This window comes from Pseudonocardia sp. DSM 110487 (assembly GCF_019468565.1).
Classification (GTDB): domain Bacteria; phylum Actinomycetota; class Actinomycetes; order Mycobacteriales; family Pseudonocardiaceae; genus Pseudonocardia.
The window spans coordinates 9,164,305-9,188,065 of the sequence record NZ_CP080521.1 but is presented as its reverse complement, the minus strand read 5'-3'; the positions used below and the strand labels follow the sequence as shown (position 1 = coordinate 9,188,065).

The window sequence follows — 23,761 nt, the reverse complement described above, 5'->3', positions numbered from 1 at the left end:
GTCGGTGTCGCGTGCGTCTTCTTTTGGTCGGTCCACCAGGCGCGGGCAAGGGCACCCAGGCGGTGCGTCTCGCGGAGCGTCTGGACGTGCCGCACATCTCCAGTGGTGACCTGTTCCGCGCCAACCTGCAGCCCGGCGCGGAGACGCCGATCGGGCTGGAGGCCAAGCGCTACATCGACGCGGGCGATCTGGTGCCGGACAGCGTCACCATCGCCATGATGCGCGATCGCCTCGCCGAGGACGACGCCGTCAAGGGGTTCGTCCTCGACGGCTTCCCGCGCAATCTGAGCCAGGCGAACTCGCTCGACCAGCTCCTGGCCGAGCGCAGCGAGGACATCGACACGGTCGTCGAGCTGAAGGTGCCAGAGGACGAGCTGGTGCGTCGCCTGCTGGGCCGTGGTCGCACCGACGACACCGAGGACGTCATCCGGCGCCGCCAGCAGGTCTACCGCGACGAGACGGCGCCGCTCCTGGAGCACTACAGCGACCGGCTCGTCACGATCAACGCCGTCGGGGCCGTCGAGGAGATCACCGACCGGGTGTCCGACGCGCTGCGCGAGCGATGAACGCGGGACGCGGGGGCGTTCGCGGGTTCATCGCCCGGTGGCGAGGCCGGGACATCGAGCTGAAGACCCCCGGTGAGCTCGACGCGATGCGCGCCGCGGGTGCTCTCGTGGCCCGTACGCTCGCCGCGGTCGTCGAGGCGGCGAAGGCCGGCGTGAGCACCGCCGAGCTGGACGCGCTGGCCGAGCAGACCATCCGCGACGGTGGGGCGACCCCGTCGTTCCTCGGTTACCACGACTACCCGGCGTCGATCTGCGCCTCGGTGAACGAGCAGATCGTGCACGGCATCCCGGCGGCCTCCCAGATCCTCGCCGACGGTGACCTGATCTCCGTCGACTGCGGAGCGATCCTCGACGGCTGGCACGGTGACGCCGCGGTGACCATCCCGATCGGAGCGGTCTCGCCCGCCGACCTCGCATTGTCGGCCGCCTGCGAGGAGGCGCTGCACGCCGGCATCGCCGCGGTGCGCGCCGACGGCAGGCTCACGGACATCTCGCACGCCGTGCAGGTGGCCGCCGAGGCCGCGGGCGAGCGCGACGGCGTGAAGTACGGGATCGTCGCCGAGTACGGCGGGCACGGCATCGGCACCTCGATGCACATGGACCCGTTCCTGCCCAACTACGGCGACCCCGGACAGGGGCCGCGGCTGGTCACCGGGATGGCCCTCGCCGTGGAGCCGATGCTCACCGCGGGCGATCCGGAGACCCGCGAGCTCGACGACGGCTGGACGGTCGTCACCGCCGATGGCAGCCGAGCGGTGCACTGGGAGCACAGCGTCGCCGTCACGGACGACGGCCCCCGCATCCTCACCCTCCCCTGACCCCTCTGCCGGGAGCTCTCGCCCCCGGCCGATGGCCACTTCACACACTCAGTGTCCGCTTCACACAGGGCCGGCTTTGTGTGAAGCGGGCACTGGGTGTGTGAAGTCGCCCGTGGCGGCGCGTGGGGCGGTGTCCGATGCGCGGCGCCATCGAAGGCCCCCTGGGTTGGCCTCGGTGCCCCGAACTGCGGGTTCAGGGCCGCGCACGTCACACTCGTCCCCTGATCGGGGGTGACGTGGGCTAGGCTCCGGTCTTGTGAATACAGAATCCACAGTACCGCGGCGGACCACCGTCGGGGTGCCGCGCGAGTCTGCCGCCGGGGAGCGCCGGGTCGCCATGGTGCCCAAGGTCGTCGAGAAGCTTCGGACGCGGGGTGTGGACGTCGTGGTCGAGGCCGGGGCCGGGCTCGGCGCACTCATCCCCGACGAGTTGTTCACGCAGGTGGGCGCCACGGTCGGGGATCCGTGGGCGTGCGACGTCGTGGCCAAGGTCAACCCGCCGACGGACGAGGAGATCGGCAAGCTGCGCGAGGGCGGCACGCTGATCGGCTTCCTCTCGCCGCTGACGTCACCGGAGACCGTCGATGCGCTGGCGAAGGCGGGGGTGCAGGCCTTCGCCATGGAGGCGATCCCGCGCATCTCCCGTGCGCAGTCGATGGACGCGCTGTCGTCGCAGGCGAACGTGGCCGGCTACAAGGCCGTGCTGCTCGCCGCGGAGCAGAGCACCCGGTTCTTCCCGATGCTCACCACGGCGGCGGGCACCGTGAAGCCGGCCACGGCGCTGGTGCTCGGCGTCGGCGTCGCGGGGCTGCAGGCGCTGGCCACCGCGAAGCGGCTGGGCGCGCGCACCACCGGCTACGACGTGCGTCCCGAGGTGGCCGACCAGGTGCGCTCCCTCGGCGCCCAGTGGCTCGACCTCGGGATCGAGGCCGCGGGTGAGGGCGGGTACGCCCGTGAGCTCACGGCCGAGGAGCGGTCCGAGCAGCAGAGGCGCCTCGAGGAGGCGATCACCGGCTTCGACGTCGTCATCACCACGGCGAACGTGCCCGGCCGCACCGCGCCGACGCTGGTCACCGCCGCGGCCGTGAAGGGCATGCGCCCCGGCAGTGTGGTCGTGGACCTGGCAGGGGAGAGCGGCGGCAACTGCGAGCTCACCGAGGCCGGCAAGGTGGTCGTCAAGCACGACGTCACCATCGCGGCCCCGCTGAACCTGCCGGCCACGATGCCCGAGCACGCGTCGGAGCTGTACGCCCGCAACGTCTCGGCGCTGCTCGAACTGATGCTGGACGAGTCCGGCGCCGTCGCGCCGAACTGGGACGACGAGGTGCTCGCGAAGTCCTGCGTCACCCGCGGGAGGGACTGATGGAAACCGGACTGCTGGCGAACCTCGCGATCCTGGTGCTGGCCGGCTTCGTCGGCTTCGCGGTGATCTCGAAGGTGCCCAACACGCTGCACACGCCGCTGATGTCGGGCACCAACGCGATCCACGGCATCGTGCTGCTCGGTGGCCTGATCGTGCTCGGCCACCTGGAGAACCCGTCGGTCGTGGACGCGATCCTCCTGGTCGTCGCCATCGCGTTCGGCATGATCAACGTGATCGGTGGCTTCCTCGTGACCGACCGGATGCTCGGCATGTTCAAGGCCAAGCCGCAGGCCCCGGCCGCGGAGAAGATCGCGTCGAACGGGAAGGGCGACTCCTGATGGACGCTCTCGTCGCGATCCTCTACATCGTCGCGTTCGCGCTCTTCATCTACGGCCTGATGGGCCTCACCGGCCCGAAGACGGCGGTGCGCGGCAACTGGATCGCCGCCGCAGGCATGGCGCTCGCGGTGGTGGCCACGCTGCTGCAAGTGGAGCACAACTGGCTGCTGATCGTGGTCGGCCTCGTGGTCGGCACGGCGCTGGGCGTGCCGTCCGCCCGGCAGGTGAAGATGACCGCGATGCCGCAGATGGTGGCGCTGTTCAACGGCGTCGGCGGCGGGGCGGTGGCGCTCATCGCGTGGTCGGAGTTCCGCACCACGGACGGCTTCCTCGCCGAGCCCGGGCACGTGATCGTGGCGTCGATGTTCGCAGCGATCGTCGGGTCGATCTCCTTCTGGGGCTCGCTGATCGCGTTCGGCAAGCTGCAGGAGATCCTCCCGGGGCGCCCCATCGGGCTGGGCAAGGCGCAGCAGTTCGTCAACGGCCTCCTGCTGCTCGGCGCGGTCGTCTGTGCTGTCGCGGCCGGTATGGGCGGGGCACCGCAGATCTGGATCGTCGCCCTGCTGGTGCTGGCCGCGGTGCTCGGCGTGCTGGTGGTGCTGCCGATCGGCGGCGCCGACATGCCGGTGGTGATCTCGCTGCTCAACGCCCTCACCGGGCTCTCGGCCGCGGCCGCCGGTCTCGCGCTGGACAACACCGCCATGATCGTCGCCGGCATGATCGTCGGGGCGTCCGGCTCGATCCTGACCAATCTGATGGCCACGGCGATGAACCGTTCGATCCCGGCGATCGTCGCGGGCGGGTTCGGCGGCACCACCACCCTGCCCGGGGCGGACGACGGTGTGGAGCGCACCGTGAAGTCGACGTCCGCGGCCGACGCGGCGATCCAGATGGCGTACGCGTCGCAGGTGATCGTCGTGCCCGGGTACGGGATGGCGGTGGCGCAGGCCCAGCACGCGGTCAAGGAGATGGCCGACCTGCTGGAGGGCAAGGGTGTGGAGGTCAAGTACGCCATCCACCCCGTTGCTGGCCGGATGCCGGGGCACATGAACGTGCTGCTCGCCGAGGCCGACGTCTCCTACGACGCGCTCAAGGAGATGGACGAGATCAACGGCGAGTTCACCCGCACCGACGTCACGTTGGTGATCGGGGCGAACGACGTCACCAACCCGGCGGCCCGCAACGATGCAGGCTCGCCCATCTACGGGATGCCGATCCTCAACGTCGACGAGAGCCACTCGGTGATCGTGCTCAAGCGTTCGATGAGCAGTGGCTTCGCCGGCATCGACAACCCGCTGTTCTACGCCGACAACACCTCGATGCTCTTCGGCGACGCGAAGAAGAGCGTCGCGGAGGTGACCGAGGAGCTCAAGTCTCTCTGACCAGGGCCGTGAGTGGATACGCGTGCCAGAGCGCGCGTATCCACTCACGAGTCGGGATCAGAGGCCGGCCTGCTCGAGCGCGTCGTCGTACAGCTCGCTGGCTTCCTTCTCGCTGCGCCCCGCCTCGAGCGCGCCCTGGTAGACGGCGATCAGTTCGTTCTGCACGCGCTCGTAGTGCCTGAGCCAGCGTTCGCTGTCGACGCGCCAGTAGCCGATGGCGTCGACCTGGTCGCGGCCCCAGCCGTGGTCGGCTCGCAGGAGCTTGCGGATCTGCCGGGCCTCACCCGCCTCGCCCGCGAACCAGGCGTACCCGGGGCCCGTCGGTAGGGGATGGGCCCGGACTCGTGCGGCCAGGACGCTCGGGGCGACCCCGTTACCGGTGCCGGTGCACGCCTCGACCGTGACGCCCGCTGCAGTCGGCAGCATGGCGAGTTCCCGCTCGTCGAGCACCTCGATGATGACGTGCGCCGGGACGGCCGGGTCCCGTTCCTCGAGGATCCGGGCGAGCGCCGGGAGGCCCGCCAGGTCGGCGACGAGCAGGTGCCACCGCGTGTCCGGTGATGGCCGGTACCAGCTGCGGGGCCGGCTGAGGTCCACCTCGTCGCCGGGGGCGGCGCGCGCGGCCCACTGGGCGGCTACCCCGCCGTCGTGCACGACGAAGTCGATGGTCATCTCGGCGCTGGTGGTGTCGAAGGCGCGGACGCTGTAGTTCCGGCCGATCGGCTCGCCGTCGGGATCCGTGGCGGGGAACCAGAGCGCCACGGCCTCGTCCGGCACCCCGACCGGGACGTACCGGGCGAGGTCACCACCGCCGAGGACGATCCGGATCATGTGGGGCCCGAGGGCGCGCGCCGTCTGCACCTGAGCGGTGAGCACGTCCGGTTGGGTGCCCATCAGGCTGCCGGGTTCAGCTCGGCCCGCGTCTGCGGGTCGCCGTCGATGGCGAGAGCCATCTGCGGGACCAGCTCGTCGAGCACGAGCGGCAGGCTCAGCACGGACGCGAAGACCAGGGCTCCGTTGTAGAGGCCGAGGCCGAGGAACAGGTCGCGACCCTCGGTGTGCACGTCCAGCCGCCGGTACAGCTCGTTCGCGAGCAGCCCCTGCGGTCCATCGTCCGTGGCGGCCTCTGACGGACCTGGCGTGACAGGTGCCGACGTGTCCGACGAGCTCCCGCACCCGGCGAGGACCACAGCCCCGACGCCGAGCGTGCCGCCGAGAACCTGCCTGCGGGTGACGGAGACGCCCTTGACCCTGCGCACGTGAACCCCCTTCGGATTGAGGTAAGGCTCACCATAGTGCGATGTCGTTATGGGGCTGGTGTGGAAGGTGTCACGCCCTTCGCCCGGAATGCAGCAAAGCCACTTTCCCGCAAGATGGTTGCGGGAAAGTGGCTTTGCTGCAACGGGACTCAGCAGCAGCGGCTGCCCGGCTTGGGCTCCTGTCCGTCGATGCGGCGGCGCTCGAACTCCCGCCTGGACAGCGGCTGCGCGCCCGGGTGCTCGCGCGCGTGCCGCTCGACGTAGCGGTCGTACTGGGTTTCGCCGGTCAGCTCGCGCAGGTACCAGTGCACGCCCCGCCACGCCTCGGCGAGCGTGGTCACGACCGTTCCCCGGCCGCCGCGAGCGCCCGCTTCTCCTCTGCCGTGGCGATGAGCCCCGACGGTGCCACGATGTTCGACGGCACCGCGGGCACCTCCGTGCTGGGCAGCGGCTCGGACGAGGTGAGCGCCCGGTACCAGACGAACATGGCGTTCACGATCACGATGACGATCAGGGCGGCGAAGAGGATCGACAGCACACCGTCGACGGTGGAGTTCAGCACGACGGTGCCCATGTCGTCGATGTCCTTCGCGGGGGCGAGCACCTGGCCCTGCTCCAGCGCCGCGGCGTAGCGGTCGCGCTGGGCGAAGAAGCCGAGCGACGGAATGGGCGAGAAGATCTTCTGCCAGCTCGCCGTGAGCGTGACGGCGGCGTCCCACGCGAGCGGGATCAGCGTCACCCATGCGTACTTCGCGCGTCCCGTCTTGATCAGGATCGTGGTCGCCACCGTCAGCGCGACCGCCGCCAGCAGCTGGTTGGCGATGCCGAACAGCGGGAAGAGCTGGTTGATGCCGCCCAGCGGGTCGGTGACACCCGCGTACAGGAAGTAGCCCCACGCCAGCACGACGACCGCGCTGGTGATCCACAGGCCGGGCTTCCAGTTCACGTTCGCGAACGGCTTGTAGACGTTGCCGAGGGTGTCCTGCAGCATGTAGCGCCCGACGCGGGTGCCGGCGTCCACCGTGGTGAGGATGAACAGCGCCTCGAACATGATCGCGAAGTGGTACCAGAACGCCTTGAGCGCGTCGCCGCCGAAGGCGCCGGAGAAGATCTCCGACATACCGACGGCGAGGGTGGGCGCACCGCCGGTACGGGCGACGAGGGTGCTCTCCTGCACCGCGGCAGCGGCGCCGGCGAGTGCCTCCGGCGTGATCGTGAAGCCGAGCCGGTTCACGGCCTCCGACGCAGACTCGACCGTGGTGCCGAGCACTCCGGCGGGCGCGTTCATCGCGAAGTAGAGCCCTGGGTCCAGGATGCAGGCCGCGATCAGGGCCATGATGGCGACGAAGGACTCCATGAGCATCGCGCCGTAGCCGATGAGCCGGACCTGCGACTCCTTCTGGATCAGCTTCGGCGTGGTGCCCGACGAGACCAGCGAGTGGAAGCCGGAGAGGGCACCGCACGCGATCGTGATGAACACGAACGGGAACAGCGACCCGGCGAAGACCGGCCCGGTGCCGCTGAAGGCGAAGTCCGTGAACGCCGCGGTCTGGAGCGTCGGCGCCGTGAAGATCACGCCGAGCGCGAGCAGCACGATCGTGCCGATCTTCATGAAGGTCGACAGGTAGTCGCGCGGTGCGAGCAGCATCCAGACCGGCAGCACCGAGGCCGCGAAACCGTAGATGATCAGGCAGAACACCAAGGTGGTCGGGGCAAGGGTGAACGCGTCCGCCCAGCTCGAGTTCTGCACCCAGCCACCGGCGACGATCGCGAGCAGCAGCAGCGCCACCCCGATAACGCTCGTCTCGATGACCTGGCCGGGCCGGATGGTCCGCATGTAGAAGCCCATGAACAGCGCGATCGGGATCGTCATCGCGATGGAGAAGGTGCCCCACGGGGAGTGCGCGAGCGCGTTCACGACGACGAGGGCGAGCACCGCCAGCAGGATGATCATGATGGCGAACACGGCGATGAGGGCCGCGACGCCGCCGACCACGCCGATCTCGTCGCGCGCCATCTGGCCGAGGCTGCGGCCGTCGCGGCGCATCGAGAAGAACAGCACGACCATGTCCTGCACGGCGCCGGCGAAGATGACGCCGACGATGATCCAGATCGTGCCGGGCAGGTACCCCATCTGGGCGGCCAGCACCGGGCCGACGAGCGGGCCCGCGCCCGCGATCGCCGCGAAGTGGTGGCCGAAGAGCACCCGCCGATCCATCGGCTGGAAGTCGGTGCCGTTGTCGAGGCGCTCGCCGGGCGTAGCGCGGTTGTCGTCGACCTTCAGCACCCGTTTGACGATGAACCGCGCGTAGAAGCGGTAGGCGATCGCGTACGAGCCGAGCGCGGCCACAACCAGCCAGATCGCGGAGACGTTCTCCCCGCGGGATATGGCCAGCACGCCCCATGCCACCGCGCCGATGATCGCGACGACGGTCCAGATCAGCACGGAGCGCGGGTTCATCCGCTGTCGTGCCTCGGTGAGAGTCATGCGGTGCCTCCCGGGAGGAGCCGGGACCCCAGCCTCTGCAACATCACATCTCCTCGCCCTCCGCGGCGCCGTCGCCGCGGTACGAGCAGTAGTTGCCGACATTCTGCTTCAGGTTGACAGGGTGCACCGACTTTTCTCGGCGCGCAGGGCATGGACACCGGCCGAACCGCCTGATGAGGTGTGTGGGCCATGGACGAGCCGCTGGCCACCCTCGCGTTCATCGCCGTGCTCGGCGTGACGTCGATGCTGGCGTTCTCCGCCCGCTGGTTCCACCGCCGCGACGTGCTGCCGCACCTCGAGGGGTGGGCGCTGGGCGACCGGCGGTTCGGCACCGGGGTCACCTGGTTCCTGCTCGGTGGCTCGATCTTCACGGCCTACACGTTCGCCGCGGTGCCCGGCCTCGCCTACGGCACGGGGGCGCTGGGCTTCTTCCCGCTCGCCTACACGGTGATCCTCTGCCCGGTCCTGTTCGTGCTGCTGCCCCGGCTGTGGACGGCGGCACGGGAGACCGGCGCGGTGACCGTGGCCGACTACGTGCGGGCGCGGTACGACTCGCCGTCGCTCATGCTCGTGGTCGCGCTCACCGGCGTGCTGGCGACGATGCCGTACATCGCGCTGCAGCTGCTCGGGGTGCGCGCGGTGCTCGCCGCCGGTGGGCTGTATCCGGAAGGGCTGGCAGGCGACCTCGCCCTCACCGCCGTCTTCGCGGTGCTCGCGGGTGCCACGTTCCGCAGCGGGCTGCGGGTGCCCGCCGTGATCTCGCTGGTCAAGGGCGTGCTCGTGTTCGGGGCCGCGTTCGGTGTGGTGGCGGTGGTCGTCGGGCGCCTCGGCGGGTTCGCCGCCGTGTTCGACGGTGCCGACCGCGAGCTGCGATCAGGTACGGGCGGCGGCCTCCTGCTCGATCCGGCGCTGCACCCGGCGTTCGCCACCCTCGCCCTCGGGTCCGCGCTGGCCCTCCCGATGTACCCGCACGTGCTGACAGCTGCCTTCGCCGCCGAGAGCCCCGACGCGCTGCGCCGCAGCACCGTCGCGATGCCGGCGTGGACGTTCGTGCTCGGCCTTTTCGGGCTGCTCGGCGTGGCCGCGCTGGCCGCGGGGGTCGTCGCGCCGGTGGGGAACGCCGAGGTCGCCGTCCCGCTGCTGGTGCGGGAGCTCCTTCCCGAGCTGGCGAGCGGCGCGGTGTTCGGGGCGCTTGCCGTGGGTGCGCTGGTGCCGGCCGCTGTAATGTCGGTGGCCGTCGCGGCGCTCTTCACCCGCAACGTCTACGCCGAGTTCTTCCTGCCGCACGCCACGCCCAAGCACGAGGTGCGGGTGGCGCGCTGGGTGTCGCTGCTGGCGAAGGTGGCGGCACTCGCGTTCGTGTTCGGCCTGCGCGAGCAGGACGCCATCAACCTGCAGCTCCTCGGCGGCATCTGGATCCTGCAGACGTTCCCGGCCGTCGCGTTGGGCCTGTTCACCGGCTGGTGGCACCGTTCGGCTCTGCTCGCGGGGTGGGCGGCGGGGATGGTCGTCGGCACCGTCCTCGCGGTGGCGGAGGGCTTCACCTCGGTGGTGGCGATCGGGCCCGTCCTGATCTACGTCGCCGTCGTCGCGCTCGCGGTGAACCTCGCGGTGGCCGCGATGCTCACCCCCGTGTTCGCCGGGCGGGCCGAGGTGGCGCCGTGACGGAGATCGGTACGGCGATGCGCGGGACCGCGGCGCGCACCGAACCCGACGCGGACCGGGAGGCGGCCGTCGCCGAGCTCTTCGAGATCCACCACCTGCCGCTCGTGCGGCTGGCGGTGCTGCTGGGCGCCGACGACGCCGAGGACGTCGTCGCGGAGGCGTTCTACCAGCTCTACCGCCGGTGGCCGCGCCTGCGCTCACCGTCGGCGGCGGCCACCTACCTGCGCTCGGTGGTGGTGAACCTGACCCGGATGCGCATCCGGCACCTGCAGGTGGTGCGCAAGCACGCCGTGCGCACCGGCGACGAGCAGCCGCACGTCGCCTCCGGTGAGGAACGCGCCGTGCTGCGCGACGATCAGAAGGCGCTGGTGGACGCGGTGCGCGCGTTGCCGGCCCGGCAGCGGGAGGCGTTGGTGTTACGGTTTTGGCTCGACCTGCGCGAAAGCGAGATCGCAGACGCGATGGGCATCACGGCGGGTTCGGTCAAGGTGCACGTCTCCCGCGGGATGGCGGCGCTGTCGCGCATGCTCGAGGAGCGCAGATGACCACACCCGGCACCGACGAGCGGCTGCGCGAGGCGTTCGACGCCCTCGCGTCCGGCGTGCGCGCCGACCCGGAGGCGTACCGGCGGGTGAGCGCCGGCTGGCGGCGCCGCTACCGGCGCAGGCGGCTCGTGCTCGCGATCCTCGCCGCGGTGGTGTTCGCCGCGGCCGACGCCGTCGGGCTGTGGGCGCTCAGCCAGGCCGACCCGAACACACACGTGATCTTCTCGGACCCGGTGCACCAGCCGGTGGGGCCGGAGCAGGTGGACCGCATCGGGCAGCCGTAGGTCTGCCGCCCCTGCCGGCCCGCTCAGTAGCCGATCGTGAAGCGGCGTTGGACGAAACGTGGCAGTTCCACCTCGTTGATCAGTGCGACGGCCGCGTCCTCGACGGAGATGCGGCTGCGTCCGTCGGCGTCCAGGACCGGCTGGTCGCCGCCAACCCGGAAGCGGCCCGTGCGTTCGCCGGGGGCGATGTCCTCCGCGGGACTGAAGTAGGTCCAGAGCCGGTTCGAGGTACGCAGGACGTTCAGGGCGTCGCGGTGGCCGCGAACCGCCGCGGCGTACTCCCTGGGCAGTCCGAGCTGGTCGAGCGATTCGTGGAGGAGTTCGTCCGAGTCGGCCCGCACCACCCCGGGTTCGGTCTCGAGGCTCCCAGCCCCGCCGATGACGATGAGACGGGTACTGGGGTGACTCGCGAGGGCGGTCACCAGTGCCGTGGCGGCACGGGCGTAGACAGTGGGGTCGGCGATGGAACGCGCCACGGTGTCTGCGAAGTCCCTGGCGGCGTTTCCGGGCTGGAAGCCGCTGATCAGGACGTCCAGGCTGGGAAGAACGGCGGCGATGCTGGCGGCGTCGAGGACGTCGGTGCTCGCCCACGTGACGCCATCCCGAGCGTCCTGGATCTGCGTCGCGTCGCGGCTGAACGCCGTGACGCGGTGGCCGCGGCCGAGCGCTTCGTCGACGACCCGGCTGCCGATGGTGCCGGTGGCACCGATGACTCCGATTTGCATCGTTCCCCCTGTGAGGTGCTGCGAGGCCACTTCCGTGACGCTGTACGAAAACTATACGCCGTGAAGTTTCAGCGCAACAACACGGAAAGTGACGCTGTAGAGTCGGCCTGTGTCACGCGGAGGGACCACGACGCGGCGCGAGCGCCTGCGGGCCGAGACGGCCGCAGAGATCAAGGAAGTCGCGCTGGCGTTGATGGCGTCGGGCGGGCCCGACGCCATCACGCTGCGGGCCATCGCCCGCGAGATGGGCATGACCGCCAACGCCATCTACGGCTACTTCGCCACCCGGGACGAGCTGGTCACCGCGCTGGTCCACGACGTGTACACCGCGCTGGCCGACGCGGTGGATACTGCATGGGAATCGACCTCCGGCGCGGATCCGGCCACCCGGATCAGGGGATGGGCCCACGCCTTCCGCGGCTGGGGCCTGGCCAACCCGCAGGGCTTCCGACTCATCTACGGCGACCCCGTCCCCGGATACCGGGCACCTGAAGGCGGCGCCGCCCCTGACGCGGCGCACCGGGTCTGCACCGGGCTCGCCGGGCTCGCGGCGTCTGCCTGGCCCCACGCCCGACATCTCTATGCCGGCAGTGAGTTCCAGTGGTCCGACTTCGACCCCGGACTCCTCGACAAGGTGCGCCCAGCATTTCCGGACCTACCGCCGGCAGGCGTGGCGCTGGCGCTGCGGATCTGGGCGCATCTGCACGGCCTTGTGTCGCTGGAGATCTACGGCCACATGCGCCCTCAGACCCTCAGCCCGGACAAACTCTTCCACGAGGAGCTGACCCAGCTCCTGCGAGCATGGGCCATCGCCCCGTAGCGGCGAGGGCCGCGTTCAGTTCCGTTGATCCCGCTCGACCCGCCAAGTGACGTCGTGCGGGGCCAGTGCGTCGAGGAAATCGGCCGCCGAACGCCTGGGACGGCGTGAGCGCCCCGGCCCGGGCGCCGCCGCCCGCGACGAGCCGGCGCGCACCTTCGACGGCGATCACTGCGGTGAGCCGGCAGCTGCGGTGGCTGCGCCGCGAAAGCCCGCGTGACAGCGTCGGCGAGCGAGTGGTGATCGTCGAGGAGCAGCCGGTCCTCCTTGCCCGGGAAGTAGCGGAAGAACGTGCTGGGCCAGACGTCTGCCGCGTCCGCGATCTGCTCGACGGTGGTGGCTGCGTACCCCCGCTCGCTGAACAGGCGCAGGGCTTCCCGCTGGATCGCCGTCCTCGTCCTGGCCTTCTTGCGTGCGCGCAGGCCACTCACGGCAGTGCACTCCTATCTGAAAGAGAGCTATCTTTTGATAGTAGACTTTCAGAATGCACCTGCACCACGTCGGGCACGTCGTCCGGGACATCGGGGCAGCGATCACGCTGTACCGGCGGATGGGCTTCGTGCTGCCGCCTGCCGCGTTCCCCGCGCTGGCGCCCGCACCGGGAATGCAGCCGCGGGCGTTCGGCGCCGGCAACACCCACGTGACGCTGGGCCGGAACTTCGTGGAGCTCGTTGCGATCGCCGACGCCCCGCCCGAGGGCAGCACACTCGTGCCGCTCGACGCCCCGCCCGCCGCGCTGGAGCGGCTCGCCGCAGGCATCACCGCCACCGCCGCCCGGCTCACGGCCGCGCTGGCGCGGTTCGAGGGTTTGCACATCCTGGTGCTCGGGACGCAGGACGCCGACGCCGCGGCTGCCCGCCTCACCGCGGCGGGCGTGCGGCACGACGGCGTGCAGCGGCTGCACCGGCCGTCCGCGACTGGAGGAGCACCCGTGCCGATCGGTTTCCTCGAGTTCGACCCCGACGCGCCCGAGGGGCGGCTGGCGCTGGCGGAGGACCTGCCCGACGGCGAGCGTCCGGAGCACCCCAACGGTGCCCTCGATCTCGTGGACTCGGTCCTCTGCGTCCCGGACGCCGAGCTCCGCGGCCACGTCGGCCGCTACGAGCGCTACCTCGACCGATCGGCGGAGGGCGACGGGCCGGTGCGCACGTTCGAGCTGGACGGCGGTCGAATCACGGTCGTCGCCGCGTCCGGCCTGGATGCTGTGCTGCCCGGGGAGCGGCCGCCGGTTCTTCCGGCCTTCGCCGGCTTCGTGCTGAGCGTTCGCCACCTCGACGCGACCCGCCGCCTCGTTGCCGGTGCCGGGTTCCCGCTGCGGGTGACCCCGTCCGGTGAGGTGTTCGTGCCGGCCGTGGCCGCGTTCGGGGCGGCCGTGGCGTTCCGGCAGGCCGCGTGACCGATCACCGGCCGCCGACGATGGTCTGCCACCTGACGCCGTGCGGGGCGAGGGCGTCGAGGAAGCCTGCGGGGTCGAACGCCTGGGCCGGGGAGAGGGCGCCCGCGGGCGCGCCGTCGGTCACCAGGCGGCGGGCGCCTTCGACGGCGATCACCGCGGTGAGTCCGTAGGCGTCCGGCCCCGTCACCCAGCCCCTGGCCCGGCCTCCGGTGCCGTCGACGGCCTCGACCAGCATCAGCCAGCGGGTCGTGCTCCGCGCCTCCTCGTCCAGCACCTCGGGAACCGAATCGACCACGTCCGGGGTGAGCGAGGCGAACAGCTCGGCCACCTCGGCGCGGATGCCGCTGCGCACCCGCCCCGCCCGGACGTGCCGGGGGACGGTCACCACGCCGGGCAGGGCGAACGGGGCCAGAGCTACCTCGTCGGCCTCGCCGGGCACCGTGATCGACGGGGCGCCGCCGGTCGCCGGTCGCCACGTGCCGTCGGCGTACTCGAGCGGGCCGGCGTCGAAGGCGGCCGCCATCGACCGGGCCGTTCCCCTGGAGGCCGCCCCGGGCCGCCGCGCGTCGACGACGAGCAGGTCGGCGACGTTCGGGAGCTCACGTGCGGTCAGGTGGGCGATCAGGTCGCCGGGTCCGCCGTCGTCGGCCATGGCCGGGACGACCGTCACACCGGCCCGCTCCGCGTCGGGGCCGACCGTCTCCAGGATCCGCCGGATGTAGCCCTGCTCGCCCGCCGTGTCGACGTAGTGGCATCCGGCCGCGATCGCCGCCCGCACGACCGGTTCGCCCCAGAGCGCGAACGGGCCTGCGGCGTTGACCACCGCGTCGCAGCCGGCGAACGCGGCAGCGAGCACCACCGGGTCGTCGAGGCCCGCTACCCGGATCTCGGCGTCGGCCACCCCCGCGTCTGCGGCCGCCTTGCGCAGCCGTTCCGGGTTGCGGCCGACGAGCACCGGGGACAGGCCATGGCGGCCCAGCTCCGCCACCGCGAGCCCGCCGGTGAAACCGCTCGCGCCGTACACGGCGATCTTCATGTCGATTTCCCTCCGTCGATCAGGGGAATGACGCTATGAACGATGGGCCGGCCGGCCCATGCCCGAGGCTCCGGCTGCCATGTCCGATCGTCTCGGCGAGGTCCGTCGTGGCCATACGCTGGACGGGTGGACGTACTCAGCGACGCGATCAGGGTCATGCGAACCGGGCACCCGCACGCGTCGCGCACGCGGCTGGCGGCGCCATGGGGCATCCGGTTCCCCGCGCAGGAGGGGGCGGGGTTCCACGCGGTCCTGCACGGCACCGGGTTCGTCATCCCGGGGCTCGGTCCACCGGTGGCAGTCGCCGCAGGCGATGTGGTGTTCCTTCCCCACGGCCTCGTCCACGCCATCGCCGACACGCCAACGACGCCACTGGTCGAGTTCGGCCGGGCGGTGGCGGGCGCGGGGGCCGGACCGCGGGCGGAGATGCTGTGCGGCGCCTACCGGCTCGACCGGTCGCGGGAGCACCCGCTGGTGGCTGAGCTCCCCGACGTCGTGCACCTGCAGGCAGGGAAGCACCCCGCTCTGCGCGGCGCACTCGACCTGCTCGCCGCGGAGGTCGCCACCGCTCCTGGTACGGACGCGGCGAAGTCGGCGCTCCTCGACCTCCTGCTCGTGTACATGGTGCGCGCCTGGTACGACGAGCAGCCTGCGGCCGCGGCGACGGGCTGGAGCGCGGCGCTGGGCGATCCCGCGGTGGCGGAGGCGCTGCGCGCCATCCACAGCCACCCCGAACGGCCGTGGACGGTGCAGTCGCTCGCGGCGCTGGCCGGGCTCTCCCGGGCCCCGTTCGCGCGCCGGTTCGCCGAGACCGTCGGCTCGCCCCCGTTGGCCTACCTCACCTGGTGGCGGATGACCACGGCCGCGCGGCTCCTGCGCGAGTCCGACCGCCCGCTGCGGGCCGTCGCCGCCCGCATCGGCTACGTCTCGGAGTTCGCCTTCGCGAAGGCGTTCAAGCGGGAGTTCGGAGTGGCGCCCGGCCAGTACCGCGAACGGCCCCGGCCCGAGGCCGTCACCCTGGCTCCGGCCGTGACCGCAGCTCGCGCATGAGGGCACGCACGTCGGCGACCGGCCCGAGGTGCTGGAGCTTGTCCGGGTTGATGACCGAGCGGATGGTCTGAACGGCGCCGTCGGCGACGTCGAGCACGAACACGTTGGTGATCCGGCCTTCCGGGTCGAGCACCAGCGCACCCGGCTGCCCGTTGACCTCGCGCAGCTGCAGCCGGACGCCCAGCTCGCGCATCTGGCGGCCCAACGCCGCGAACAGGCGCGACACCTTGTCGACGCCCGCGATCGGGACCATCCACTGCGGCGCCTTTCCGCCCCCGTCCCCGTAGACGACGACGTCGGCGGCCAGCGTCTCGACCAGCCCGTCCAGATCGCCGTCGGTGACGGCGGCGAAGAACTTCTCGGCGAGCTCCTGCTGCTCCTGCCGGGAGGCGTCGAACCGCCGCCTGCTCTCCTCGAGGTGCCTGCGGGCGCGGGTGGCGAGCTGGCGGCTGTTCGCCTCGCTCTTCCCCACGATCCCGGCCACCTCGTCGTAGCCGTAGCCGAACACGTCGTGGAGCAGGAAGACGGCCCGCTCGACCGGGTTCAGCCGCTCCAGCACGAGGAGGAAGGCCATCGACAGCGAGTCGGCCTGCTCCGCGTGCGCTGCGGGGTCCTCGTCCCCGTCGTCGGTGAGCAGCGGCTCGGGGAGCCACTGCCCGACGTAGGACTCGCGACGGACCCGCGCCGACCGCAGGTGGTCGATCGCGAGCCGGGTCGTCACCGCGGAGAGGTAGGCCTTCGTCGACTCGATCCGCGTTCCCTCCCCGAGCGCCCGCTGGTGGCGGAGGAAGGCCTCCTGCACGATGTCCTCGGCGTCGCTGACGCTGCCGAGCATCCGGTAGGCGATCGAGAACAGCAGCGGGCGCAGCGCTTCCGGTGGTTCCTCTTGCTCGGTCATCCACGCGCCTCCACGGTGTCGGCCAGGCCGTGGCGGAAGCCGTCCCGCCAGCTGGTCCATGCCGGTCGCCAGCCCAGCTCGCGCTTCGCCTTCTCGTTGGACGCGCCGCGCCCCTCGGTCATCCACCGCACGACGACCTCCCCCGCTGCCGCCCGCGCGAGCCACACCGGCAGCCGCATCGGCGGCTTCGCGCCCACCGCCGCGGCGAGGTGGGGCAGCCACTCCGCCACCGGCGCAGGGTCGTCGTCGACGACGTTGTAGACACCCGCGCTCCCTCGTTCCACAGCCGCGACGGTAGCGGTGGCGGCGTCGTCGAGGTGGATGAACGACCACACCCCGGTGCCCTTGCCGACGATCGGCATCTTCCGCGCGCGGACCAGCTCGACCATCGACTCCGACGCCCCGGGCCCGTAGAAGTTGCCGTACCGCAGCACGATCCCGGTGAGCGGCGCATCCACCACGGCCTTCTCCAGGTACCGGATCGCGGCCATGGACTCCCGCTGCGCCGCCGTGGGCTCGGGGTCGAGCGGGTCGTCCTCCGTCTTCACCGGGCCACCGGTCCGGCTGTTGTTCCACCCGATGTAGCTCTGCGCAACCACCTTCTCCACGCCGCTCGCCCGTGCCGCGGCCAGCAGGTGCCGGGTGCCGGTCGTGCGCAACTCGTTGGTCGTGGCGAACCAGCGGTCGAACCGGCGCAGGTCCGCCGCAGCGGCCAACGCGGTCATCTGGTGCACGATCGCGTCGGGTTGCGCCTCGGCGACCGCCCGCCCGACCGCGATCCCGTCCAGCCCGTCCACCACGACGGGACGGGCGCCGAGGGCCTGCAGCTCACCGGCCTTGCTCGCGCTCCGGGTGGTCGCGGTCACCTCGTGCCCGTGCGCCACCAGTTGCGGCACCAGCCGCCGGCCCAGCGCTCCGGTACCGCCTGCGACGAAGACCCGCATGACGGGCTCCTTCCACTCTCCCGATGGTGTCGTCCCCTGAGACGAGACACCCGGCGGGCTGGTGACAGTGGCCCGCGTCTCACCCACAACACGGGGTTGTGGATCGTCGTCGGATCCGTGTTTCTCGTGCCGGAAATCCCGAGTTAGCGTCGGATCCGGAAATTCAGTTCTGGTGAGGGCGGATTGTGATGACGGATGTCCGGAGAACCGACACCCGGCCCGGAATGCTGCTCGCGGTCGTTTCCGCGGTCATATTCTTCGACGCGCTCGACCTCTCGATCACGCAGATCGCGTTGCCCGAGATCCAGGTCAGCCTGCAGGTCGCCACCAGCGCGTTGCCCTGGATCGCGGCGGCCTACGTCGTGACGTACGGCGGCTTTCTGTTGTTCGGCGGCCGGGCGAGCGACCTGCTGGGGAGCCGTCCGGTGTTCCTGGCCGGGCTCGCCGTCTTCGGCATCGCGTCACTGGTGTGCGGCCTCGCCGGCTCGGCGGTGGTCCTGATCGGGGCGCGAGCCGTCCAGGGTGTCGGGGCGGCGTTGACCGTGCCTGCGGCGATATCGATCCTGGCGACGGCGTTCACCGACGAGCGGGCCCGGACGAGAGCGTTCGGCATCTTCGCCGCGGCCGCGGCGAGCGGGTTCAGCGCCGGACTGGTGTTCGGCGGGCTCATCACGAGCGGGTTGTCCTGGCGGTGGATCTTCCTCGCGAAGGTCCCCGCCGTGGCGATCACGCTGGCCGTGGCGCTGGCGGCGCTCCCGGTCGGGAAGCCGGCCAAGCGTGGCGGGTACGACCTGGCCGGTGCGGTGACCGTGACCGCCGGATCGGTGCTGCTGATGTACGGCATCACCCTCGCAGGCGTGCCCGACGCAGACCCGCTGGGCGTCGCCGCACCGATCGTCGGCGGGCTCGTGCTGCTCGCGGCGTTCCTCGCCATCGAGCGTGCGTCCCGGTCGCCGCTGCTCCCGCTCCGGGTGTTGCGGCTGCGCACGCTGAGGGCCGCCGACGCCGCGGCGCTGACCGTGCTCGCCGCGCCGTTCGGGATCTCGTACGTCGTGACCCTCTACCAGCAGAGCGTGCTGCACTGGTCGCCGTGGCAGACGGCCCTCACGCTGCTGCCTGGTGCGGTGGCGTCCGCCCTGGTCTCCCGCTACCTCGCGCCGCCGTTGCTCCACCGGTTCGGGCTTCGTACGGTATACGCGACCGCGATGCTGATCGTCGCCGTCGGCGACGCCGTTCTGATCGCGCTGACGCCGGGGGCGGTGACCTGGCTGGTGGTTGTCGGGACGCTGCTGAGCTTCGGGCTCGGCATGGGGCTCGCCTACCCGGCGGCCACGCTGGGGGGCGTGCACGGCATCGAGCCCGCCGACCAGGGCACTGCAGCCGGTCTGAACAACACCGCCCTGCAGCTGGGTGGCGGGCTCGGACTCGCGATCGTCGCCACGGCCGTCACGGCAGGGCTGCGGGGCAACCCACCGGACGCCGTGGCACCGGATCTCGGCCTGCATGCGGCCCGGTGGGGCGCGGTCGCCGCGACCGTCCTGCCCCTGCTCGGCGCGCTGATCGTGCTCGTCGGAATGCGCGATCGGAGACGGCCCGGCCGGTGAGCCTTGATCTCAAGCACCTACGGTGCTTCGTCGCCGTCGCGGAAGAGCGCAGCTTCTCCGCGGCGGCTCGCCGCCTGTTCATCTCGCAGCAGGCCGTGAGCCGGATCGTCCAGCAGCTGGAGCGGGAGCTGGGCACCACGCTGCTGGAACGGACGACCCGCTCGGTGCGGCTCACGCCCGCCGGCCGGCTGCTGCTGGAGTCGGCGCGGCGTTCGCTGGCGGCCGTCGAGGCCACCTTCAACGCGGTCCGGCACGCGGGCGACGGCGAGCCGAGGCCGCAGCTCAGGGTCGACGTCTCATCCAGCGGCCTGCAGACCGGCGCGGAGATCCTGCGGCGGATCCGCAGGCAACACCCTGACATCGCCGTTCGCGAGGTGGAGGAGGGCGTGCCGCGCGGCCTCGTCGCGCTGCGGGAAGGGCGGCTCGATGCCCTGTTCGGGTTCGCCGCGGGCGTGCCGGCCGCCGTGCACGCCGAACCGGTGCGCCACGAGCGCGTGCTGCTCGGCACGGCCGTCGACCACCCGCTCGCGGGGCTGGCGGCCGTGCCGGTGGCCGAGCTGGCCGGGGTCGAGCTCCTGTTGCCGGTCGAGACGGCACCGGAGTGGGTGCGGTTCGTCGAGGGTTTCTGCCGGCAGGCCGGGGTCGTCCCCCGGCGCTGGCCGGGGACGACGCACGGCTCCGTCGGCGCGGCCGAGGTGGTGGGCTCCGGGCTGTGCGTCGTACCGACAACCGCCTGGTCGGTGCCACCGCCGACCATGGTCTTCCGGCCGCTGGTCGACCCGACCCCGGTCTTCACGTGGTCGATGATGCTGGCATCGGATGCGACCGACCGGCCGGAGCTCCTGGCGCTCGCCCGTTGCGTGCGGGAGCTGAGCCGCGAGCTCGGCTGGCTCGACGATCCGCCGTAAGAAGAGGAACACGCCTATCGCCCCGCGGGGTGATCACCGGGAATGGTTATCACAGCGACATTTCTGACGTGCCTTGTCCGGCCCGTCGAGCGGGTGCGCACTCGCCGGCCCTGGACGAGATGCGTGGTTTGCGATCCGTTGCCCAGCCGCTTCGTGCGGCGTACGGTTTCGCCGTCGCGAACGTCGGCGCCGTGCTTGGGGGGACGCGGGGGTGGCTGGAGGACAACCTCGGGGCCCTCGAGGTCGAGTTCGATCAGCACCACCAGGAGCAGCTGGACGCTGCCAGCGCCGTCGACCTGGGCTTCCCCCACGAGGCACTTCGCCGATTCGGATACGCACGGTAGGAGCAGGCCGGTGGCCATCCGTCATGTCATCACGATTCGCGTCGCCCCGGGCAAAGCAGAGGAGTTCGCCGGCGTGTTCAAGGCCGTGCAGGCGACCGCGCGAGCGGAGGAGGGCTGCGAGCAGTACGAGCTGTTCCGGGGCGTCGACGACCCCGACACGATGGTGCTGCTCGAACGCTGGACCAACCAGGAGCTGCTGGAACGGCACATGGAGGCGGAGCGCAGTCGCGACTCCGCCGCCATGGATGCCCTCGTGGCGCTCTGGGCGCCCGGGGTGACGCCGACGATCGAGCGTTTCGAGGTCGGCTAGCTTGCTGGGACATCCCGGGCGTTGATCGCCAGAAGTGGTGTCAGGGCGACATATTTGTCGTTTCCGCACCACATCCGACGATCATGCCCCAGCCCATGGCGGGGCCCTCTCCGGCTGCGGCGGTCACCCGGCCCGACTCAGGCCGCGGGCTGGGTCTCTGCCTTCTCCGGATCGGCGGGGACGTCGATGGGGTGGGCGATCTCGTCGGCCGGAAGCCGCCAGCCGAGGATCGCCGCCACGGCGAGGAACACCGGCACGAGCCCGGCCAGCACGAACGTCATCGGCACGCCGAGCCGCTCCCCGACGGGGCCCGCGATGGCCATCGACACCGGCATGAGGGCGAGCGACACGAAGAAGTCGAGGCTGGAGACGCGCCCGAGCAGGTGCGGGGGGACGCGCCGCTGCAGCAACGTGCCCCAGATGACCATCGCCACCGCGCCGGTGAACCCGACGACGAAGGTGGCTGCGGCCATGACCCACAGCTGGGTGGTGATTCCGATCAGGGCGAGCGGGGCGGCACCGGCGCCCCACAGGAGGATCATGGCCGTGAGGTAGCGCCGGGGCAGCCGCCACGACGACACCACAAGCGACCCGATCGCCCCGCCTATCCCGAACGCGCCGAGCACGAGCGCGAAGCTGCTGGCCCCGCCCTCGGTCTGGTCGCGCACGGCGAAGGGCAGGAGCACCTCGATCGGGCCGAGCAGCACCAGCACGTAGAACGTGGCGAAGGCGAGCGTGGCGAACAGCCAGCCGGTGCGGAACAGGTAGCGGAAGCCCTCCGACAGGTCGCCCAGCACGGAGCTGCGCTCGGCGGCCGGTGGCACGGCGACCCGCCGCATGGCCACGAGCGTGACCGCTGCGAGCGCGTAGATGCCCGCCGCGATCAGCAACGCGGCGCTCGGGGCGAACGCGCCGACCAGCACACCCGCGAGCGCAGGCCCGAGCGCCTGCTGCGCCACCGGGCGCAGGGTGCCCTCCACGCCGTTGGCCGCGAGCAGCTCGTCGGCGGGCAGGAGGGTGGGCAGGATCGCCGAGTACGCGGGGAAGAAGAAGGCCTCCGCCGCGCCGAGCACGAACGAGATGACGGCGAGGTGCCACAGCTGCAGGGCACCCGTGACGGCCAGCACGCCCGCCGTGGTGGCCGAGAGGACCCGGACGCCCTCGACCCCGAGTAGTAGCGCCCGTTTGGGCAGCCGGTCGGCGGCGACCCCACCACCGAGGACGCTGACCAGCAGGCCGACGGCGGTGGCCGTGGCCACCACCGAGAGCTGGGTGGGGCCGCCGCCGAGGGCGATGACCTGGTAGACGCTCGCGACCAGCCACAGGCCGCTCGCGAACAGCGAGGCCGCCATGGACGTGACCAGCAGGCGGTACTCGCGGTGGCGGAACGGTCGGATCGGCCGAGGCAGGCGGCTGCTGCCGGAGAGCTGTGTGGTCATCACCGTTCCACGGAACTACCTGAAGTCGAGTCGATGTCAAGCGACAGTAACGCCGCGGGCCGACAGGAACCTCTCGTTTCCGGCCGGACCCGCCTACCCCATGTGCGCGGGCCCGCGCAACGGTCGTACACTGGGTTTTCGGCGCGCCTACTGGCGCCGGTTCCGTCGTGCCTCCCGCACCTCACGGTCCCGGAGCAGCGACGTGCCCAAGCACGAACGAAGAGTACGTCCACCTGTCACGGAACGCGGAGGACATGGCCAAGAAGGACGGGGCGATCGAGGTCGAGGGCCGGGTCGTCGAACCCCTGCCGAACGCGATGTTCCGCGTGGAGCTGGAGAACGGACACCGGGTCCTCGCACACATCAGCGGCAAGATGCGTCAGCACTACATCCGGATCCTCCCCGAGGACCGCGTGGTGGTCGAGCTGTCGCCGTACGACCTGACCCGCGGCCGCATCGTCTACCGCTACAAGTGACGACCTGACCCAAACGAGAGAGCGACGGACGTGAAGGTCCAGCCGAGCGTCAAGAAGATCTGCGACAAGTGCAAGGTGATCCGCCGTCACGGGCGGGTCATGGTGATCTGCGAGAACCTGCGCCACAAGCAGCGCCAGGGCTGATCATCCGCTAGCCGCGGCACAACACAGAGGAACCCAGCGCGCCTACCGCGCCACACGGGCGCTACCACCCCCGGAACCAGGCCGGGGCCCGGGCGAGCCACACCGCCCGGGGCGGGCGCTGGGCAGACCTGGCGAACACGACAGAGGAGAACCCCGCCGCATGGCACGCCTGTCCGGCGTCGACCTCCCCCGCGAGAAGCGGATGGAGATCGCGCTGACTTACATCTACGGGATCGGACGCACCCGGTCCAAGGAGATCCTGCAGGGCACCGGCATCGACCCGGACTTGCGCTCCCGGGACCTGACCGACGAGGACATCGCCGCCCTCCGCGAGTACATCGAGACCAACTACCGCGTCGAGGGTGACCTGCGCCGCGAGGTGCAGGCCGATATCCGTCGCAAGATCGAGATCGGCTGCTACCAGGGGATCCGGCACCGCCGGGGCCTGCCGGTGCGCGGTCAGCGCACCAAGACCAACGCCCGTAGCCGCAAGGGTCCGAAGAAGACCGTGGCCGGCAAGAAGAAGGCAGGTAAGAAGTAATGCCGCCCCGCAGCCGCGCTGCGGCCGGGCCCAAGAAGGTCCGCCGCAAGGAGAAGAAGAACGTCGCCGTGGGCCAGGCCCACATCAAGAGCACGTTCAACAACACGATCGTCTCGATCACCGACCCCAACGGCGCCGTGATCGCGTGGGCCTCCGCAGGCCACGTCGGTTTCAAGGGCTCGCGCAAGTCCACGCCGTTCGCGGCGCAGATGGCCGCCGAGAGCGCCGCCCGCAAGGCCGCCGAGCACGGCATGAAGAAGGTCGACGTGTTCGTGAAGGGCCCCGGCTCCGGCCGGGAGACCGCGATCCGTTCGCTGCAGGCCGCCGGCCTCGAGGTCGGCACGATCTCCGACGTCACCCCGCAGCCGCACAACGGCTGCCGTCCGCCCAAGCGGCGCCGGGTCTAGGGAAAGGGAGTAAC

Annotated in this window: 29 protein-coding genes; 19 read left to right on the top strand and 10 right to left on the bottom strand. The window is 71.4% G+C overall.

Annotated elements, in window-relative coordinates; translation table 11 throughout:
• Positions 1–11 precede the first annotated feature (11 nt).
• From K1T35_RS43225 to K1T35_RS43205, 5 genes are all read left to right on the top strand, one after another.
• On the top strand, positions 12–566 hold the full coding sequence (locus K1T35_RS43225) for an adenylate kinase (RefSeq protein WP_220257439.1): 555 nt from the start codon (positions 12–14) through the stop codon (positions 564–566).
• Positions 563–1,384, top strand: coding sequence for a type I methionyl aminopeptidase (gene map, locus K1T35_RS43220; protein ID WP_220257438.1), 822 nt, complete (start codon positions 563–565; stop codon positions 1,382–1,384). The genes K1T35_RS43225 and map overlap by 4 nt, the downstream gene beginning before the upstream one ends.
• A gap of 298 nt (positions 1,385–1,682) precedes the next feature.
• Complete coding sequence (locus K1T35_RS43215; RefSeq protein ID WP_370645256.1) at positions 1,683–2,747, top strand: Re/Si-specific NAD(P)(+) transhydrogenase subunit alpha; 1,065 nt, start codon at positions 1,683–1,685, stop codon at positions 2,745–2,747.
• Positions 2,747–3,085: an NAD(P) transhydrogenase subunit alpha gene (locus tag K1T35_RS43210; protein WP_142106608.1), complete on the top strand. Its 339-nt coding sequence runs from the start codon at positions 2,747–2,749 to the stop codon at positions 3,083–3,085. Before K1T35_RS43215 ends, K1T35_RS43210 begins: the two co-directional genes overlap by 1 nt.
• Positions 3,085–4,467, top strand: coding sequence for an NAD(P)(+) transhydrogenase (Re/Si-specific) subunit beta (locus K1T35_RS43205; RefSeq protein ID WP_220257436.1), 1,383 nt, complete (start codon positions 3,085–3,087; stop codon positions 4,465–4,467). Before K1T35_RS43210 ends, K1T35_RS43205 begins: the two co-directional genes overlap by 1 nt.
• A 57-nt stretch (positions 4,468–4,524) precedes the next feature.
• Here the strand turns inward: K1T35_RS43205 and K1T35_RS43200 are convergent, their stop codons facing one another.
• The 4 genes from K1T35_RS43200 to K1T35_RS43185 all read right to left on the bottom strand — a co-directional run bounded on the left by K1T35_RS43200 (position 4,525) and on the right by K1T35_RS43185 (position 8,214).
• Complete coding sequence (locus K1T35_RS43200; RefSeq protein WP_220257435.1) at positions 4,525–5,361, bottom strand: siderophore-interacting protein; 837 nt, start codon at positions 5,359–5,361, stop codon at positions 4,525–4,527.
• A complete protein-coding gene (locus K1T35_RS43195; RefSeq protein WP_220257434.1) occupies positions 5,361–5,726 on the bottom strand; it encodes a hypothetical protein in 366 nt (121 codons plus the stop codon). Before K1T35_RS43195 ends, K1T35_RS43200 begins: the two co-directional genes overlap by 1 nt.
• Positions 5,727–5,875: 149 nt before the next feature.
• Positions 5,876–6,067, bottom strand: a complete 192-nt coding sequence (locus K1T35_RS43190; protein WP_220257433.1) for a YbdD/YjiX family protein — start codon at positions 6,065–6,067, stop codon at positions 5,876–5,878.
• A complete protein-coding gene (locus K1T35_RS43185; RefSeq protein WP_255621314.1) occupies positions 6,064–8,214 on the bottom strand; it encodes a carbon starvation CstA family protein in 2,151 nt (716 codons plus the stop codon). The genes K1T35_RS43190 and K1T35_RS43185 overlap by 4 nt, the downstream gene beginning before the upstream one ends.
• Positions 8,215–8,403: 189 nt before the next feature.
• Between K1T35_RS43185 and K1T35_RS43180 the strand changes: the two genes are divergently transcribed.
• From K1T35_RS43180 to K1T35_RS43170, 3 genes are read left to right on the top strand one after another with little or no spacing between them, the layout of a single operon-like run.
• Positions 8,404–9,879: a sodium:solute symporter gene (locus tag K1T35_RS43180; protein ID WP_220257432.1), complete on the top strand. Its 1,476-nt coding sequence runs from the start codon at positions 8,404–8,406 to the stop codon at positions 9,877–9,879.
• The gene (locus tag K1T35_RS43175) at positions 9,876–10,424 is read left to right on the top strand and encodes an RNA polymerase sigma factor (protein ID WP_220257431.1); all 549 of its coding nucleotides are present in this window, start codon (positions 9,876–9,878) and stop codon (positions 10,422–10,424) included. The genes K1T35_RS43180 and K1T35_RS43175 overlap by 4 nt, the downstream gene beginning before the upstream one ends.
• The gene (locus tag K1T35_RS43170; protein WP_220257430.1) at positions 10,421–10,708 is read left to right on the top strand and encodes a hypothetical protein; all 288 of its coding nucleotides are present in this window, start codon (positions 10,421–10,423) and stop codon (positions 10,706–10,708) included. The genes K1T35_RS43175 and K1T35_RS43170 overlap by 4 nt, the downstream gene beginning before the upstream one ends.
• Before the next feature lie 23 nt (positions 10,709–10,731).
• Here K1T35_RS43170 and K1T35_RS43165 read toward each other — a convergent pair whose 3' ends face one another.
• Positions 10,732–11,433, bottom strand: coding sequence for an NAD(P)-dependent oxidoreductase (locus tag K1T35_RS43165; protein ID WP_220257429.1), 702 nt, complete (start codon positions 11,431–11,433; stop codon positions 10,732–10,734).
• Between the two features lie 109 nt (positions 11,434–11,542).
• Between K1T35_RS43165 and K1T35_RS43160 the strand changes: the two genes are divergently transcribed.
• Positions 11,543–12,253: a TetR/AcrR family transcriptional regulator gene (locus K1T35_RS43160; protein WP_255621313.1), complete on the top strand. Its 711-nt coding sequence runs from the start codon at positions 11,543–11,545 to the stop codon at positions 12,251–12,253.
• Here K1T35_RS43160 and K1T35_RS49965 read toward each other — a convergent pair.
• Positions 12,178–12,681: a TetR family transcriptional regulator gene (locus K1T35_RS49965; RefSeq protein WP_220257428.1), complete on the bottom strand. Its 504-nt coding sequence runs from the start codon at positions 12,679–12,681 to the stop codon at positions 12,178–12,180. The two genes, K1T35_RS43160 and K1T35_RS49965, sit on opposite strands and share 76 nt — an antisense overlap.
• Before the next feature lie 53 nt (positions 12,682–12,734).
• Between K1T35_RS49965 and K1T35_RS43150 the strand changes: the two genes are divergently transcribed.
• Positions 12,735–13,646, top strand: coding sequence for a VOC family protein (locus tag K1T35_RS43150; protein ID WP_220257427.1), 912 nt, complete (start codon positions 12,735–12,737; stop codon positions 13,644–13,646).
• Between the two features lie 4 nt (positions 13,647–13,650).
• On the opposite strand, the gene K1T35_RS43145 is transcribed toward K1T35_RS43150, so the two are convergent.
• Positions 13,651–14,682 carry a trans-acting enoyl reductase family protein gene (locus tag K1T35_RS43145; protein ID WP_220257426.1) on the bottom strand — a complete coding sequence of 344 codons (1,032 nt, stop codon included), beginning with the start codon at positions 14,680–14,682 and terminating at the stop codon, positions 13,651–13,653.
• A gap of 126 nt (positions 14,683–14,808) precedes the next feature.
• Here K1T35_RS43145 and K1T35_RS43140 point away from each other — a divergent pair, with 126 nt between their 5' ends.
• Positions 14,809–15,732 (top strand): AraC family transcriptional regulator, encoded by a 924-nt coding sequence (locus K1T35_RS43140; protein ID WP_220257425.1) that lies wholly within the window; start codon positions 14,809–14,811, stop codon positions 15,730–15,732.
• Here the strand turns inward: K1T35_RS43140 and K1T35_RS43135 are convergent.
• Together K1T35_RS43135 and K1T35_RS43130 are read right to left on the bottom strand one after the other, a co-directional pair.
• Positions 15,695–16,630, bottom strand: a complete 936-nt coding sequence (locus tag K1T35_RS43135; RefSeq protein WP_220257424.1) for an RNA polymerase sigma-70 factor — start codon at positions 16,628–16,630, stop codon at positions 15,695–15,697. The genes K1T35_RS43140 and K1T35_RS43135 overlap by 38 nt on opposite strands.
• Positions 16,627–17,574, bottom strand: coding sequence for an NAD(P)-dependent oxidoreductase (locus K1T35_RS43130; RefSeq protein ID WP_220257423.1), 948 nt, complete (start codon positions 17,572–17,574; stop codon positions 16,627–16,629). The genes K1T35_RS43135 and K1T35_RS43130 overlap by 4 nt, the downstream gene beginning before the upstream one ends.
• 188 nt (positions 17,575–17,762) lie before the next feature.
• Here K1T35_RS43130 and K1T35_RS43125 point away from each other — a divergent pair, with 188 nt between their 5' ends.
• From K1T35_RS43125 to K1T35_RS43110, 4 genes are all read left to right on the top strand, one after another.
• Complete coding sequence (locus tag K1T35_RS43125) at positions 17,763–19,178, top strand: MFS transporter (RefSeq protein ID WP_220257422.1); 1,416 nt, start codon at positions 17,763–17,765, stop codon at positions 19,176–19,178.
• Positions 19,175–20,086 (top strand): LysR family transcriptional regulator, encoded by a 912-nt coding sequence (locus tag K1T35_RS43120; RefSeq protein ID WP_220257421.1) that lies wholly within the window; start codon positions 19,175–19,177, stop codon positions 20,084–20,086. The genes K1T35_RS43125 and K1T35_RS43120 overlap by 4 nt, the downstream gene beginning before the upstream one ends.
• A 191-nt stretch (positions 20,087–20,277) precedes the next feature.
• On the top strand, positions 20,278–20,430 hold the full coding sequence (locus tag K1T35_RS43115; RefSeq protein ID WP_220257420.1) for a hypothetical protein: 153 nt from the start codon (positions 20,278–20,280) through the stop codon (positions 20,428–20,430).
• Between the two features lie 10 nt (positions 20,431–20,440).
• Positions 20,441–20,740, top strand: coding sequence for a putative quinol monooxygenase (locus tag K1T35_RS43110; protein WP_220257419.1), 300 nt, complete (start codon positions 20,441–20,443; stop codon positions 20,738–20,740).
• 137 nt (positions 20,741–20,877) lie between these two features.
• On the opposite strand, the gene K1T35_RS43105 is transcribed toward K1T35_RS43110, so the two are convergent.
• On the bottom strand, positions 20,878–22,179 hold the full coding sequence (locus K1T35_RS43105; protein ID WP_220257418.1) for an MFS transporter: 1,302 nt from the start codon (positions 22,177–22,179) through the stop codon (positions 20,878–20,880).
• A 254-nt stretch (positions 22,180–22,433) separates the two neighbouring features.
• On the opposite strand from K1T35_RS43105, the gene infA reads away from it, so the two are divergent.
• The 4 genes from infA (at position 22,434) to rpsK (ending at position 23,747) form a co-directional block, all read left to right on the top strand.
• Positions 22,434–22,655 carry a translation initiation factor IF-1 gene (infA, locus tag K1T35_RS43100; RefSeq protein WP_028929190.1) on the top strand — a complete coding sequence of 74 codons (222 nt, stop codon included), beginning with the start codon at positions 22,434–22,436 and terminating at the stop codon, positions 22,653–22,655.
• Between the two features lie 30 nt (positions 22,656–22,685).
• Positions 22,686–22,799 carry a 50S ribosomal protein L36 gene (rpmJ, locus tag K1T35_RS43095; protein ID WP_010148647.1) on the top strand — a complete coding sequence of 38 codons (114 nt, stop codon included), beginning with the start codon at positions 22,686–22,688 and terminating at the stop codon, positions 22,797–22,799.
• A gap of 160 nt (positions 22,800–22,959) precedes the next feature.
• Positions 22,960–23,340, top strand: a complete 381-nt coding sequence (gene rpsM / locus K1T35_RS43090; protein ID WP_220257417.1) for a 30S ribosomal protein S13 — start codon at positions 22,960–22,962, stop codon at positions 23,338–23,340.
• The gene (gene rpsK / locus K1T35_RS43085) at positions 23,340–23,747 is read left to right on the top strand and encodes a 30S ribosomal protein S11 (RefSeq protein WP_220257416.1); all 408 of its coding nucleotides are present in this window, start codon (positions 23,340–23,342) and stop codon (positions 23,745–23,747) included. The genes rpsM and rpsK overlap by 1 nt, the downstream gene beginning before the upstream one ends.
• The last annotated feature ends 14 nt before the right edge of the window (positions 23,748–23,761 follow it).